Consider the following 15397-nt stretch of genomic DNA (forward strand, 5'->3'; position numbering starts at 1 on the left):
ATAGCATAAGCTTCCGATGTAGCTTTCTTTCAGAAAGCTTTTGGGCGAACGCTCCGATTCTTCAGGTTCTTTCTGTCCTCTCCGTTTTGTATAAATGTTTAATCAGTTTATATAATTAAGTTAACGGTAACTTTATAAACTAATATTAGTGCGCTGAAAAACAGATGTCAACGAAATGACTCGCAATTTTTCTTGGTAGGGTATAAATAAATGAATTGACACGTAAGCGTTACCATAATAGAATTCATTTTGTAACCTTAACGATAACTTAATTAAATTAAGAGAGGGGTCGAAACAATTGAGAAAAAACAAAGGTTGGATGATGTTGCTGACGATGCTGCTCATCACTTCACTACTTGCTGCATGTTCATCCGGAGGTGGATCTTCGCAAGCAGGAGAGGAGATCAGCACAGATCCGGCAGATATCAAAGGTGAAATCACTGTTCTGACGCAACGGACAGATATTGTGGATACCGTGTTCAAAGACTACGCGGCGGAGTTCAATAAGGAATACCCGGATGTCAAAGTAAACTTCCAGGCACTGGCCGACTATGAAGGACAAGTGAAGATCCGTATGAGCACCAAGGATTATGGTGACGTATTGATGATCCCCACCAGTGTTCCGATCGCGGATATCCCGGACTTTTTCGAGCCGCTTGGCACGTACGATGAACTGAAAGACAAATACACCGCCATTGAGGAACGCATGGTGGATGGTCAAGTGTATGGTATTCCTACCGTCATCACATTCTCCGGAATTATCTATAACAAACAGGTCTTCAAAGACGCAGGCATTATGGAAGTTCCGAAAACACCGGAGCAATTCCAGGCGGCGCTTCAGTTGATCAAAGACAATACGGATGCCGTTCCGCTCTATACCAACTACGCATCCGGTTGGGCATTAACCCAATGGGAATCAGACCTGCCAACCGTTGCGGGCAGCGTGGATTACGTTAATGTGGACCAACCAAACACAGATGATAACTTTGTGCCGGGTCAGCCGCACTATGAACTGTACAAAGTGCTCTATGATGCAGCCAAGAACGGTCTGATTGAGAAAGATCCAACAACAACCGATTGGGAAAGCTCCAAGGCTGATCTCGCCAAAGGCAAAATTGCCACAATGGCACTTGGTTCTTGGGCGATTACACAGATCCAGGGGATGACGGATACACCGGATGACATTGGATTTTTACCTTTCCCAACCAATGCAACTGATGTTGTGGTACCACTCTCCGCCGACTATAACATCGGAATGAACGTGAACAGTGAGAACAAACCCGCGGCCAAAGCCTGGATTGACTGGTTCCTGGCAAAATCGAATTACGCAGTAGAACAGGGTGGCGGTATGGATGCAGACAAAAACGCAGAATTGCCACCGATTTTGGATCAATACAAAGACGTTCAATTCTCTACACTTACACCTGCCAAAGAAGGCCAGGAAGGTCTGGTTGATAAGATCGATAACGAAGGTGAAATTGGCCTCTGGCAGCCAGACTTCAAGAAACGCATTATCGAAGCGGGTATCGGTAACCGCAAGGAATCATATGACGACATCATGAAGGATCTGAACGATAAGTGGGTAAAAGCACGAGCAGAACTCACGAAATAATTGGATTAACGTAAAAGGATCAGATGGTGAACAGACTGCGGGACACATGGGGAAATCCATGTTGGAGGGGGCAATTGGGTTCTGGAGTTAAGATGTCGGATGCCCTCCCCCGACAGTTGTTCGGCCCAATTTTCCTGGACGGGAATCTTTCGATATATAGGCGGGAGAACCGCTTGGAGGTGTGGAGAGCATGAAGTACTTAAAACTTTCGAATTGGGGTTACTCAGCGCAACGCATATTTATCATCTGTGCCTTCTCAATCATTCCGCTGGCGTTGCTGTTCACGTTTGCATACTTACCTGTCATCAATATGTTCAAATACAGTTTCACCGATTGGAATGGATACAGTAAAAGGTTTGATTATGTTGGCTTTGAGAACTATACGCGCATATTTAGTGATCCCGAATATTTCAAAGTATTTATTGTCAGCTTGTACTACTTCGCGGCTACGTTTGTGCAGATGGGTTTGGCGCTCTACTTTGCCACCATTCTGAGTTTCAAAGTCCGAGGCAAAAACTTCTTCAAGGGCATATTGTTCTTCCCTTATTTGCTGAATGGGGTAGCCATCGGTTTTATCTTCCTCTTTTTCTTCAAACCGGACGGCACACTCGATATGCTTATGCAGGCTGTAGGGCTGGGACAATACACGCAGCTCTGGCTTGGTAATCCGAATATTATTAACGTGTCACTTGCAGGCGCATCAGTATGGAGATACATGGGCTTCAACTTTATTATTTTCCTGGGTGCAATCTCCTCCATTCCGAAGGATGTGTATGAAGCATCGGATATTGACGGCGCCAATCGCTGGCAGCAATTCCGCCATATCATTCTGCCAAGTATTACGCGCATCCTGCAGCTTAACCTGATCTTGGCCATTAGCGGCGCAATTAGTGCGTTCGATATTCCATATATCATGACCGATGGTTCCAACGGCAGTATGACATTTGTCATCCAAACGGTTCACTTGGCATTTAAATATGGCAAGCTGGGACTTGCATCCGCCATGGCTGTGGTGCTGCTCATGATTGTTATTCTTGTTACGCTTGTGCAGCGCGTCACCATGAAAGGGGAGGAATAAACGTGACACCATTCAAATACACCCTTGCGAGTGTGGCTAAATATGCTTCCCTGGTTCTGGCAGCGTTTATCGCACTGTTACCCATTGTGGTCATCCTGTTTGCATCCCTCAAAACGAATGCAGAATATGCGACCAGCAGCCCGCTTGCCCCACCAGCCAACTGGCTGAACTTTGCGAACTATACGAAGGCCTTTGTGGATGGCAACATGCTGGTCGGTTTCAAAAATACAATTATTATCCTGATCATTTCCATCATAGGTGCAACCTTAACAGGTTCCATGATTGCGTATGTGCTGGATCGGTTCAAATTCAAAGGCAAGAAAATCATGGTCGCCGCATTCCTGCTCGCTACCCTAATCCCCAGTGTTACAACGCAGGTCGCCACATTCCAGATTATCAACGCACTTGACCTGTTCAACACACGTTGGGCGGCTATCGTCATGTACCTGGGTACAGATATCATCGCGGTGTATATCTTCCTGCAATTTCTGGGCTCCATCTCAAGTGCACTCGATGAATCCGCCATGCTGGACGGTGCCTCGTACTTCACGATCTACTGGAGAATCATTCTGCCACTGCTGAAACCGGCCATTGTCACGGTCATTATTGTGAAGGGCGTTAACATTTATAACGACTTCTATACACCGTTCCTGTACATGCCAAAGACCGATCTGCAGGTCATATCCACCGCCTTGTTCAAATTCAAGGGGCCTTTTGGATCGCAGTGGGAGGTCATCAGTGCCGGCATCATGATCGCCATTATACCAACGATGATCATCTTCCTGCTGTTACAGAAGTACATCTATAACGGCTTCGCACAAGGCTCTGTTAAATAAATGAAACAACGAAAGGTTTTATGAAATGCAATGAGAATGCACAAGAACGAAGAGGACAGAAAAAAGCTGGAGAAACGGAGTGATCGCATTTATCCCCGGATTTTCCCTTTCATAAGGGTATCAGAAAAATCTGGGGATAACGGCGATCGGAAGGTTGTTCTGTCATCAAAGTGACCTAGTGTAAGTTTAAATGTTCATTTCATAAAGCCTAACCGAAGGGAGAAATGAAAATGTCAGTTGCTGAAACAAAAAACGTACACATTGTTGGGGATGCTTTGCCAAATATGCCGTGGGAGAACAAACCGGATGGAACGGAAGGCCCGGTGTGGAGACATTCGGCGAATCCGGTGGTTCCGCGTAACCCGGTCAAAGGCGTTGCACGTATTTTCAACAGTGCCGTTGTGCCGTATGAAGGAAAGTTCATTGGCGTCTTCCGTGCTGAAACGGTTAATGGACGTCCGCACCTCCACATGGGAGCGAGTGAGGACGGATTGGAGTGGACGATTGAAGAGGAACGCATTGTATTTGTCGATGAAAATGGCGATCCATTTATGCCGAACTATGCGTACGACCCACGTCTGGTCAAAGTCGAGGATACGTATTACATCATCTGGTGTACTGATTTTTACGGCGCTGCATTGGGGCTGGCGAAGACGGATGACTTCAAAACATTTGTCCGCCTCGAAAATCCAATGCTGCCGTTCAACCGTAATGGCGTGTTGTTCCCACGCAAAATCAACGATAACTATGTGATGTTGTCCAGGCCAAGTGACAGTGGACATACGCCATTCGGAGACATTTTCCTGAGTGAAAGCCCGGATCTTGTGTATTGGGGCAAGCATCGTCATGTGATGAGCAAGGGCGGCCAAGGCTGGTGGCAATCGGTCAAAATTGGCGGCGGACCCGCTCCGATCGAAACGTCCGAAGGCTGGCTAATGTTCTACCACGGCGTCACGGGAACCTGTAACGGCTTGGTATATAGCATGGGTGCGGTCATTCTGGATCTCGATGAACCGTCCAAAGTAAAATATCGTTCCTCCAACTTTGTACTTACACCGGAAAAATGGTATGAGGAGCAAGGCTTCGTAGACAACGTCATCTTCCCGTGTGCAACACTGCATGATGCCGAGACCGGACGTATCGCCATCTATTACGGCGCTGCCGACACGTATGTGGGCGTGGCGTACACCACCGTCGAAGAGATCGTGAACTATGTGATCGAGACCGACGAAGTCATCGCCGGAGACCACGAAGAGGGCAAGCTGTAATGCACATGGAATATATCAAGGGATTTACATTTGGCTGGATGAGTGGCAGGGGCGACTTCCGCAAGCCGGAAGCCAAAGAATCCTTGCGCTTGATGGCTGAACGTACAGGCAGTTCACATGTGATTTTTGCATTGGCGGCACATCAGGATCATCCGCAGGCGGTAGAGGTCAAGTATCGGGGTGAACATCTGGTGGAGGATGATGAACTGGCGGACATGATGCGTTACGCCCGGACACTCGGGCTGCGTGTCATTCTGAAACCAACCGTCAACTGCACCGATGGCACATGGCGAGCACACATTAACTTTTTTGATATCGATGTGCCTTGCGAGCCGAAGTGGAAGGATTGGTTCCGCAGTTACACGGCATTTCAGAAGCATTATGCAGCGATAGCAGAGCGGGAAAAGTGTGAAATGTTCATTGTAGGCTGCGAGATGGTGCAGTCCGAGCGTCGGGACCAGGAGTGGCGCGAGGTGATCGCTGGTGTGCGTGAAGTGTACACGGGACTGGTGTCATACAATACGGACAAATACCAGGAAGATCATGTGAAATGGTGGGATGCTGTGGACGTGATCTCTTCCAGTGGTTATTATCCCATCGGAGATTGGGAGGCGCAGCTGGATCGAATTGAGCGGGCAATTGCTCCCTATGGCAAACCCTTTTTCTTCGCAGAAGCAGGTTGCCCCAGCCGCAATGGATCAGCCCAGGTACCGAATGATTGGGGACTGGAAGGTGAAGTAAGTGCGGAGGAACAGGAGCGTTTCTATGAGACCATGTTCCGGCATGTCAGTCAGCGTGACTGGGTACGCGGATTTGGTCTGTGGGACTGGAGCGCACATCTGCATGCGGAGAAAGATGCGCTGATTGACGACGGATACGGGGTGTATGGTAAGCCAGCGGAAAAGGTCATTCGTCGGTTTTATGAGGGTATAACGGTAGAAGTCTAACGAGAAACAAGAAGGCGTATGTGAAGATGAATCTGTAGTGATATGTCTAAATGAGAATCTCACTCAGGTCGAGAGGCTCTTCCTCCCCGAAGGAAGGGCTTTTTTGGCATATTTAATAGGGATGCATACGATGTCGAATTTTGTTGACAAAAGGAGGTCTCCTGCCTATTCTTAATGGATGAATATGATAATCATTATCATAAAATAGAGAAAAGGGGTTCAACATCCATGTCTGTTCAACATCGCAAATCTTCGGCCCTTACGCTGGCAACTATGCTCTTGTTGCTATTCGTTATTGTGGGTTGCAGCAATACAGGAAGTGGAGATGAATCCTCATCTGCTGCTTCGGATCAAACATCTACGAAGTCGATTACGATGTCATGGCCACGTGATATCGGTACAATGAATCCGCATACGTACAATCCTTCGCAATTATTTGCCCAATCCATGCTCTATGAGCCACTGATCAGTTACCAGAAGGATGGAAAACTGGAACCTGCGCTGGCAGAATCATGGACCATCTCCGATGACGGCAAGGTATATACATTCAAGCTTCGCCAAGGTGTGAAATTCTCAGATGGTACGCCATTTAATGCTAAGATTGTGAAAAAGAACTTTGATGCTGTAATGAAAAATAAAGACACACATAGCTGGCTGGGCATTGTAGGCGTGCTCGACAAGACGGAAGTTGTGGATGACCATACTTTCCGATTGACACTCACAGAGCCGTATTATCCTGTTCTTCAGGACTTGTCTGTGGTTCGTCCTTTCCGCTTCTTGGGTGAAGCCGGATTCCCGGATGACGGAGATACTTCCCAAGGCATCAAAGAGCCGGTTGGAACGGGCCCGTGGATGCTGGCTGAATACAAGCAGGACGAATATGCCGTCTTTAAGCGTAACCCAAACTATTGGGGAACAGCACCGAAGGTAGATCAGATTACGGTTAAGATCATTCCTGACGGTGAGACCCGTGTACTCGCTTTTGAAAAAGGTGATCTCGACCTGATCTATGGTGAAGGTATGATCAGTCTGGATGCGTTCCAAGAGCTGCGTGACAATGATGAATATGTGACCCAATTGTCTGATCCGGTAGGCACTCGCAGCTTGTTGCTGAACTCTTCCAATCCAAAGTTGTCCGATGTCAGAGTGCGGATGGCGCTTCAGCAAGGGTTTAATAAACAGGCGATGGTGGAAGGTGTTACTTCCGGATTGGAAGAACCAGCCGATACCGTATTGTCCAAAAACTACCCGTACACCAATGTAGACCTGGAACCGATCACGTATGACGTGGAAAAATCCAAAGCATTACTGGATGAAGCGGGCTGGAAGTTGCCGGCAGGTGGTGCGGTTCGTGAGAAAGACGGGCAGCAGCTTGATTTTGAGATGATTTTTGATAAAACAGACCCGATTCAAAAAGCGATGGCGGAGACCATTCAGGCGGAATGGAGCGAGCTTGGGGTTAAAGTGAACCTCACTGGACTGGAACTGACGGTACAGATCAAACGTTTGAAAGCCAATGATTTCGACCTGTATTTCTGGTATAACTACGGTGCTCCGTATGATCCACATTCCTTCATTAACGTTGTGGCGAGCCCTGGATTCGGGATTTCTGAAACCCTGAGTGCGTTGCCGATGAAAAAGGAACTGGACGATCAGGTGCATGCAGCCCTGTCATCTACAGACGAGACAAAACGCCAGGAGTTATATGGCTCTATCCTGAAGACACTTCAGGAGCAATCGGCGATTGTACCGATCTCTTATATCAAGAAAACGGCTGTATATCAGAAGAAAATTTCCAACTTTATTTTCCCGGCGAATCGTGATGAAAATCCGTTTGTAGGCATTGAATTGGGCAACCAATAAGTAGTAAAGACTTTAATTTCGAAAGTAATAAGGCCCTGGTAAGGTCATGTAGCTTTAGCTTGATAAAAGGGAGGAACGTTTGGTGATCGGTTATATTGGTAAACGAATGATCGCGATCATTCCTATCGTTTTTATCGCTACACTTGTGACCTTTGCGCTTATTCATATCTCACCGGTTGATCCGGCCGAGGCTTATCTGACAGCCGCTCATATCTATCCAACACCGGAGCTGCTTGCGCAAAAACGGCATGAATTCGGTCTGGATCAGCCCTTGTTAACCCAATATGCACATACGATTCAGAAGATTGCCAAGCTCGACTTTGGCACCTCGTATCTCACCAATAAACCCGTATGGGATGAAGTGAAATTAAGGCTTCCGGCTACGGCTGAACTAGCCTTCTGGAGTATATTGTTATCGGCCCTGGTGAGTATTCCTTTGGGAGTTCTGGCGGCGGTGTACAAGAATAGCTGGATTGACATGGTCAGCCGGGCAATTTCCTATTTTGGAGCATCTATCCCACAATTCTGGCTCGGCTACCTGCTGATCTTCTTTTTCTCGGTGAAGCTGGACTGGCTGCCTGTGGAAGGACGTGGATCGTGGGAGAATCTGGTTCTGCCTACAATTACACTCTCCTTGATTCTTATTGCGATCTACACCCGATTACTGCGATCCAGTGTACTGGAGCAATTGCAGGAGACCTATGTACAGTATGCGAGAACACGCGGGATTCGCGAACGAGTCATTATGCTGAAACATGTCCTGAAGATCGCTATATCGCCCCTTATTACGGGGATGGGGATGAGTATGGGCAAGCTGCTGACAGGCACCATTATTGTGGAGCAGGTGTTTTCCTGGCCGGGGTTTGGGCGTTATTTTGTCGATGCGATATTTAACCGGGATATTCCCGTGATTCAATGTTATGTCTTCCTGGCGGCATGCCTGTTCATCGTATGCAATCTGCTCGTTGATCTGGTGCAGCTCGTTATGGACCCACGGATTTCAGCGAAAGGACGGGCAGAACATTGATAAACAAATGGCGTGCGGTATTTAAAGGACAGAGAGCCATCCAGATCTGCTCGGTGATCATATTGCTTTTCTTCGTGATCGCGTTACTAGCTCCATGGATTGCTCCTCATGACCCTGTGAAGGTGAATCTGTTGCAGAAGCTGGCGAGTCCATCGCTTGAGCATTGGCTGGGAACGGATCATCTGGGACGCGACAATCTCACCAGACTGATGTATGGAGCTCGGGTATCGCTCGGATTTGCCACCCTGATCTTTCTGTCTTCTTTGCTCATAGGTGTCATTGTAGGTTCAATCTCCGGTTACCTTGGTGGCTGGGTGGACAGTCTGTTGATGCGCTTGTGTGAAGGCATTATGGCGTTTCCGAATCTGGTGCTTGTGCTGGGTATTGTGGGGATTTTTGGTCCAGGTCTGATGCAGGTGCTTCTAGCACTCATGATGGTGCAGTGGGTGTATTATGCACGCATCTGCCGGAATATGGTCGTAAGTCTGAAGGAACGGAATTTTATCGCCGCGGCGCGGATTAGTGGCTCCTCCTCGTGGACAATTATTCGCAAACATATCATCCCCAACGTACAGCGTCCGATCGTTGTAATGGGCACGCTGGAAATGGGCTGGGCGATTATGGATATATCTGCACTGTCCTTTCTAGGACTCGGTATTCAACCACCAAATGCAGAATGGGGCGCCATGATTCATGAAGGAACGGGTTATATTCGCAGTCATCCGGAGCTGATGATCTACCCGGGTGCATTGATTCTGCTGGTAGTCATTACGTTCAACATTTTGGGAGAAGCGTTATCCGAGCGTTATGGCATTGCAAAAAGGTAGTGGTTCGGAATCGAAGGCATATGAGAGGTGAACGTAACGATGGATGATGCAGCGAAGGTACTCGAAGTTCGTGGTCTGCAAGTGAATCTAAGAACAGCGGAGGGTTCAGTCCCGTTACTGGAGCCCATTGATTTTGAATTAAAAAAAGGTCGTGTCTTCGGTCTCGTCGGTGAGAGTGGCAGCGGCAAGACCGTTACATGTAACGCGTTGCTCCATCTGCTTGATCCGCGCAGGATGGAAGTGTCGGGCAGCATCCACCTGAATGGACGGGAGCTTGGCTCGTTGTCAGGTGAGGAGATGCGGCGCATCCGCGGCAAGGACATCGGATTTATTATGCAGAATCCGATGAATGCTTTTACACCCGTATATACGATCGGATCTCAATTCATTGAAACCTTGCGTACGCATACCGGAATGTCCAAAGCAGCGGCAAGAGAGCGGGCCATTGCTGCCTTGGCAGATATGAATTTACCCGAACCGGCCAAGCTGATGAAGCGATATCCATTTCAACTGAGTGGCGGTATGTTGCAGCGGGTGATGATCGCCATATCGATGTGCCTGCGACCGGCTTTGGTTATTGCGGATGAACCAACGACGGCACTGGATGTCGTAAATCAATTGAAGGTGCTTCAGGAATTGGATCGGCTACGTACGGAATACGGCACATCCATCTTACTTATCTCCCACGATCTGGGCGTGATCTCACAAATGGCCGATGAAGTCGCGGTCATGCAGAAGGGGCGAATTGTGGAGCAGGCGGATGTGTACCAACTGTTCGATCAGCCGCAGCATGAGTATACCCGGATGTTGTTAAATGCCAGACCTGGTATGTCTTTGAGACGATAGCGAATGACATGTGGGATGAATCGTTCAGTGAGAGTATATGTAGAGCGGGTATGAACTGTATTTTGAGTGGGTAGTCGTAGAGTTGGAATGGGCATGGTGATGTGTAATTTCGTCATCTTCGGAGATTGATTCTGCCAAGTACAAGAGAGGAGGATGACCTGATGCTTCAGGTACGTGGAGTAAGCCATAGCTATGGCAAACGGAATTGGCTGGATCGTTCGGGAGCGCGTCCTCCTGTGCTGGCAGACATTTCACTTACGATTGAAAAGGGTGTTTGTCTGGGACTGCTGGGCACGAGCGGGGCAGGGAAAAGTACCTTGGGCAAAATTATTCTTGGTCTGGAGAAGCCCAGCCAAGGCCAGGTTTTATTTCAAGGACAGGATATCTACCGCTCCAGCAAATCCGTGCTCAAGGGATTACGACGTGATCTGCAGGTCGTGTTTCAAGACTGTTACTCGGCTGTGAATCCACTCATGACTGCCGCGCAGATCATCGGTGAGCCGCTGGATAATTACGAGCGATTGTCGGCCAAAGAACAACTTCGTGTGGTCGGACAACTGCTTGAGCAGGTTGGGCTTACACCTGAGGATGGGAGCAAGCTTCCGCACCAGTTCAGTGGCGGTCAATTACAGCGAATTAACATCGCACGAGCCATCGCGCTCAAGCCCAAGTTAATCGTACTGGACGAATCGATCAGCAGCCTGGATATGGTGCATCAGACGCAAATCCTATCATTATTGGCTGAGTTACGAGCGTCCTACGGGTTGTCGTACCTCTTTATCACACATGATATCCGGGCCGCCATGACGATCTGTGACCGCATTGCGGTAATGGATCAGGGAAGGCTGGTCTATAGCGGTGATGCGGGGGATTCGGTGATGCAGTCGGATCATCCAGCTGTGCGGCAGTTGGTTACAGCTATTTTGCCTGAGCATCCATCGGGTCGTATTTCGTTTAAACCTCAGTGAAGTTATTCCTGTGCAAACCAGTGGAGAACTGCTAAATGATGTACAGATTGAGGAAATAAGACTTCTACGATTCGTTAGACCATAATGAATGCTAAAAGGGCTGTCCCCTACATCTTGAACAAGACGTAGGGGACAGCCCTTTTTTTGTAACTGGGATTAGGCACATTTTCTGCTTTCTGATATAAATTAAACTAAAATTACAATTGCGCTTCGCGAAAAACAGGACTACCTCTGAATTACGTATATCCCCAGATCTTTGATTTAACTTACAAGGTGAACATCTGGAGAGAAGCCTTTACTTTCGATGAAGGCTTCTTGCAGAAATCTTTTACCCCATCTTCCGCCCAAGCTGTTCAATCTTATCCAGCCAATTCTTTCTTTGTTCATCTGACTTCTTTCCAACTTGGTCTACAGTTGTTATCCGCACAGGTTTGATGCCGGTGAGTCCAAATGTGGAGATTTTCATCATCTTGTGTGCTGGCTCACCCTGGAACCATTTGAAGTACCAGCTCGGACCATCCATGGTGGTGATCATGCGAGCGGTGCGGCCTTTGAGCAGTTGATCCGGGAAAGGTTTTCCTTTTTGATACTTGAAGGCGTAACCTGGCATGAAGATTCGGTCAACAAAACCTTTCAGCAGGGCTGGTGGTCCTCCCCACCAGATTGGGAACACCCATACGAGATGCTCAGCCCACTTAATCAATTCTTGGGCTTGCAGCAAATCCGGTTCGAGTGGAAGTTTATTGCGATATCCTCCCTCCAGATTCATGTTGAACGTCAGTTCGTTCAGGGTGATCATGCGAACGTCGGCGCCGGCTTGAACCGCACCTTTACGGTAAGCCTCGGCGATTGCGCCGTTATAACTTGGGGAAACGGGGTTGCCTTGAATAATTAATATTTTCTTCATTGGAGATGACACTTCCTGACTATTTTAGTTAATGAACACTAACCTCATGTGCAAAAAGAAAAGGTCACGTGTGACCTGGTAATCCATTCGTATTGATGGTATGTTGACGATTCTCTTTTTATAACGTGCAACTCTGAACCTTTTTTGGAATTTGCGTGGGCGAATGGCTTCCCATCTCCATTGTTACTCCTGAGGTACGTTTCCCAACATCGATGCAAGTCGGTGAACCGTCTCCCCAGTGTAAGGTACCAACAGCTCCGGCAGTTCACCTTGCATACTGGAGACCGCCATGCGTGTAATTGCACCGATCACCAGAACGCCTGTGAGCCGTGAATCCTGCTGAGGCAGTTCACCCCGCAAGATTCCCTGATCGATCAGATCCATTAACGCATCCAATGGCTGACGGTAATCCTCGCTGCTTCCAGCTTCAATAAATATTTCATGATTCTGTGAAATCAGCAGCAGCCCGTAGGGATCTTCATCATGCAGATGGAGAACCTCGGTAACCAGTTGCTTGAAGCGTTCCAGCACCGGACCTTCCTGTCGAACATATCCGTCAATCAGTGAAGTATAGTCGACGCAGTATTGGGTGAAGGCTTCCAGTGCAACGGCATCTTTGTTTTTAAAATGTTTGTAGATCGCCGCATCGGTTACTCCGGCGGCGTCACCGATCTCTTTGACGGATATGCCGTCAACGCCTTTGGTTGCGAACAAGCGCATCGCCGCTTGTAGGATATCTTTCTTTTTGCTATCCACATGAGATTTGTTCTTCATGATTGTATAGTAAGTGATTACTAACCAAAATGCAACAAGCAATTTTGAAACGTTAAATTGCGACACTGAATAAGCGCTTACGAACAAAGCTTGCAGGCTTGAGAGAGGCAACGTATGATGAATAGAAATCAACATCGGAGCCGCAGGAAGAACGAAACGGATGGTGGATAGCGTGAAAGAAGAGACGGATGCATACAGCTGGGTGACACCCAAAGGAATGCTGAATGATCACTATATAACAAGCCGCGAACAGTTGTATCAAGGAATGAACGGACGATATGTGGAGCGATTCACTGTTCCTACTGGTGGAAGTTATATTTTTAAACCACTGACGAATCCTGCACAGCATGGACGGGAACGATGGATGTACGAGCGTGTAATGTTAGGCCTGCCACCGATTTATCCGCAGCTCATTGCAGCGTCGGATCTTACCACTGACCCGGCACAGAGCTGGATGATCTACGAGGATCTGGGGCAACTGATGCATGATTCACAAGAAGAGACAATGCTTGGGGTAGCGGTACATATGGCAACGTGGCATGCGTTGTCTGTTACGGATTGGAGTGAGCTGCCTCGCGTGGGCCAGAAACCGTCTATTCACACCATGTTGGATGAGTTGCAGATGCACAGACAATCTACGGATGACCTGTTGTCTAAGCTGGATATGCAGTTGTCTTCATCGGATTGGGACAAAATTACCATGTTGATCCTCACAGCTGAGGAAGAACTTCCTACCGTTCTGTGCCATGGAGACTTGCATCCCGGTAATCTGGCGGAAGTGGACGGCAGACTGGTCGTCTTGGACTGGGAGCATGCCCATCTGAATACACCGCTGTGGGATGTAGTCCATCTGGTGGATCTCTCACATCCGCTGTTTCCCAGAACGGTTACGCCTGCTTTGCGAGAGCGGGTTATAGATGTGTATCTGGACAAGCTGGGGAGCCTTGGCGTACAGATTGAACGGGTTTCTTTTGCAGAATGGTACAACGCCTATGCTATTGTATTCTCACTCTGGATGCTGCATTTGATTGACGGTGACCTGAGGAGTGAGGAATGTGTGTGGCCAAAGGAACAACTGCGTAACCAGTGGCTTGAGACGGCGGCGACGCTGGAACAGTGCATGAAGCAGATGAGTGAGGAATAGAAATGAGGGGTGAGAAGCTTGCGTAAAGTCGGACTTGTTATGCGTAAAATTCAATTCACAGAAGCACAGGGGCCACGCGTATTTGCGGATCGGCTGAAGCAGATTGGTCTGGAGCTGGGTGTGGATATTGTGTTCATCTCGCCGGAACGTCATGTCAGCGGATACGACTGGTTGCCGGGTTATGAGCATGAGAAAGGTGATCTGGTGAACTACGATATCGTGCTGGACCAGATTCATAGCCAACATATAGAGCATGTCATCTACACCGTATCCGGGTTTACGTTTTTGAAGATGTTCTTACCAAAGAGTGTATTGTTCCCCCACAGTTTCCCCGATCCCGCGCTGACGGGATATGAGATGATGAAGCCTTTTTATACGATGGTGGATAAAGCAATTGTGCAGACCGAGTTTTTGAAAACAGAACTGGGCCGCAATTTTGGTGTACATGACGTGAACGTCATCCCGATTGGCTTTAGCGAAGAGCTGGCGAATCGGCACTATGACCCGAGCCAGGTCGTGCATAATCGGGTGCTCTGGATCGGTCGGGATGAGGCGAACCGTCGCCCGGATCTAGTTTTGGAGTACGCCCGGCAGAACCCGGACAAGGAAGTGTACATGGTATTCGGCGGCGTGCGTTATAAGGAAACCATGAAGAAGTATGACATTCCTGCCAACGTGAAGCTGAAGTTTGCGCTCACACAGGATGAGATCTTTACGTTGATGAATTCTGCGAAGGTGTATTGGAACTGTTCGGCCTTTGATACGTTTGCGATGCCGCTGACCGAAGCGATGGCGATGGGCAAAATGGTCGTGAAGCCGGAGCATGCCTGCTACGGTCACATTCGATCCACGCATGCCTTTGCAGGCAATGAGGACAATTGGTTCGAACTGGTGAACATGGCTGCGGCTGCGCCGCGCAGTGTTTCGGAAGACAACCGCGAGTATGCGTTTGGTGCCTTTTCGCGCACGAGGATGAAGGAAGGATACCGGAACTTTTTCTCAGATTGGTTGAAGTGATTCGATATGTATGCAGATATAACCGGCTTGAGGTTATGGTAGATCAACTTGAGCAATAAGGGTAGGACGAGCAACGATTACACATTCAGTTGGTGGATCGAAAACAGAGACAAAAAGGCTTCTAATCGGGTAGGCAATCCGATCAGAAGCCTTTTTGTTATCCCTAAATCAACGGGCGTTCTGATAGCGATCAACAGGGGGGTATATTATTTTGACCCGAATGAAATGGACATATTTTAGTATTTAACAAAAAAAATACGAGTGTTATGCTGTGAGCGTAAGG

The 15397-nt window shown here is 48.1% G+C and carries 14 protein-coding genes; 12 read left to right on the plus strand and 2 right to left on the minus strand.

Annotation, left to right across the window (positions count from 1 at the left end):
- The first annotated feature begins 298 nt into the window (after positions 1–298).
- From ACE3K2_RS25630 to nikE, 10 genes are all read left to right on the plus strand, one after another.
- Complete coding sequence (locus ACE3K2_RS25630; protein ID WP_421896707.1) at positions 299–1612, plus strand: ABC transporter substrate-binding protein; 1314 nt, start codon at positions 299–301, stop codon at positions 1610–1612.
- Between the two features lie 190 nt (positions 1613–1802).
- Complete coding sequence (locus ACE3K2_RS25635) at positions 1803–2690, plus strand: carbohydrate ABC transporter permease (RefSeq protein ID WP_421896710.1); 888 nt, start codon at positions 1803–1805, stop codon at positions 2688–2690.
- A gap of 2 nt (positions 2691–2692) precedes the next feature.
- Positions 2693–3526, plus strand: a complete 834-nt coding sequence (locus ACE3K2_RS25640) for a carbohydrate ABC transporter permease (protein WP_421896713.1) — start codon at positions 2693–2695, stop codon at positions 3524–3526.
- Positions 3527–3756: 230 nt separating this feature from the next.
- Positions 3757–4794, plus strand: a complete 1038-nt coding sequence (locus ACE3K2_RS25645; RefSeq protein WP_421896716.1) for a glycosylase — start codon at positions 3757–3759, stop codon at positions 4792–4794.
- A gap of 5 nt (positions 4795–4799) precedes the next feature.
- Positions 4800–5741: a glycoside hydrolase family 113 gene (locus ACE3K2_RS25650; RefSeq protein ID WP_421896868.1), complete on the plus strand. Its 942-nt coding sequence runs from the start codon at positions 4800–4802 to the stop codon at positions 5739–5741.
- 228 nt (positions 5742–5969) lie between these two features.
- A complete protein-coding gene (nikA, locus tag ACE3K2_RS25655; RefSeq protein WP_421896719.1) occupies positions 5970–7604 on the plus strand; it encodes a nickel ABC transporter substrate-binding protein in 1635 nt (544 codons plus the stop codon).
- Between the two features lie 82 nt (positions 7605–7686).
- Positions 7687–8631: a nickel ABC transporter permease subunit NikB gene (nikB, locus tag ACE3K2_RS25660; RefSeq protein WP_339305006.1), complete on the plus strand. Its 945-nt coding sequence runs from the start codon at positions 7687–7689 to the stop codon at positions 8629–8631.
- On the plus strand, positions 8628–9458 hold the full coding sequence (nikC, locus tag ACE3K2_RS25665) for a nickel ABC transporter permease subunit NikC (RefSeq protein ID WP_036606611.1): 831 nt from the start codon (positions 8628–8630) through the stop codon (positions 9456–9458). The genes nikB and nikC overlap by 4 nt, the downstream gene beginning before the upstream one ends.
- A 39-nt stretch (positions 9459–9497) precedes the next feature.
- A complete protein-coding gene (gene nikD / locus ACE3K2_RS25670; RefSeq protein WP_421896723.1) occupies positions 9498–10304 on the plus strand; it encodes a nickel import ATP-binding protein NikD in 807 nt (268 codons plus the stop codon).
- Positions 10305–10465: 161 nt separating this feature from the next.
- The gene (nikE, locus tag ACE3K2_RS25675) at positions 10466–11272 is read left to right on the plus strand and encodes a nickel import ATP-binding protein NikE (RefSeq protein WP_421896726.1); all 807 of its coding nucleotides are present in this window, start codon (positions 10466–10468) and stop codon (positions 11270–11272) included.
- A 328-nt stretch (positions 11273–11600) separates the two neighbouring features.
- Here the strand turns inward: nikE and ACE3K2_RS25680 are convergent, their stop codons facing one another.
- Both ACE3K2_RS25680 and ACE3K2_RS25685 read right to left on the minus strand, forming a co-directional pair.
- Entirely contained in the window at positions 11601–12179 is a 579-nt protein-coding gene (locus ACE3K2_RS25680; RefSeq protein ID WP_421896729.1) for an NAD(P)H-dependent oxidoreductase, read from the minus strand.
- A 183-nt stretch (positions 12180–12362) separates the two neighbouring features.
- The gene (locus ACE3K2_RS25685; RefSeq protein WP_421896732.1) at positions 12363–12953 is read right to left on the minus strand and encodes a TetR/AcrR family transcriptional regulator; all 591 of its coding nucleotides are present in this window, start codon (positions 12951–12953) and stop codon (positions 12363–12365) included.
- A 160-nt stretch (positions 12954–13113) separates the two neighbouring features.
- Between ACE3K2_RS25685 and ACE3K2_RS25690 the strand changes: the two genes are divergently transcribed.
- Together ACE3K2_RS25690 and ACE3K2_RS25695 are read left to right on the plus strand one after the other, a co-directional pair.
- Entirely contained in the window at positions 13114–14097 is a 984-nt protein-coding gene (locus ACE3K2_RS25690) for a phosphotransferase family protein (protein WP_421896735.1), read from the plus strand.
- An 18-nt stretch (positions 14098–14115) separates the two neighbouring features.
- Positions 14116–15114, plus strand: coding sequence for a glycosyltransferase (locus ACE3K2_RS25695; RefSeq protein WP_421896738.1), 999 nt, complete (start codon positions 14116–14118; stop codon positions 15112–15114).
- The last annotated feature ends 283 nt before the right edge of the window (positions 15115–15397 follow it).

It is taken from the genome of Paenibacillus sp., assembly GCF_048976745.1.
GTDB lineage: Bacteria > Bacillota > Bacilli > Paenibacillales > Paenibacillaceae > Paenibacillus.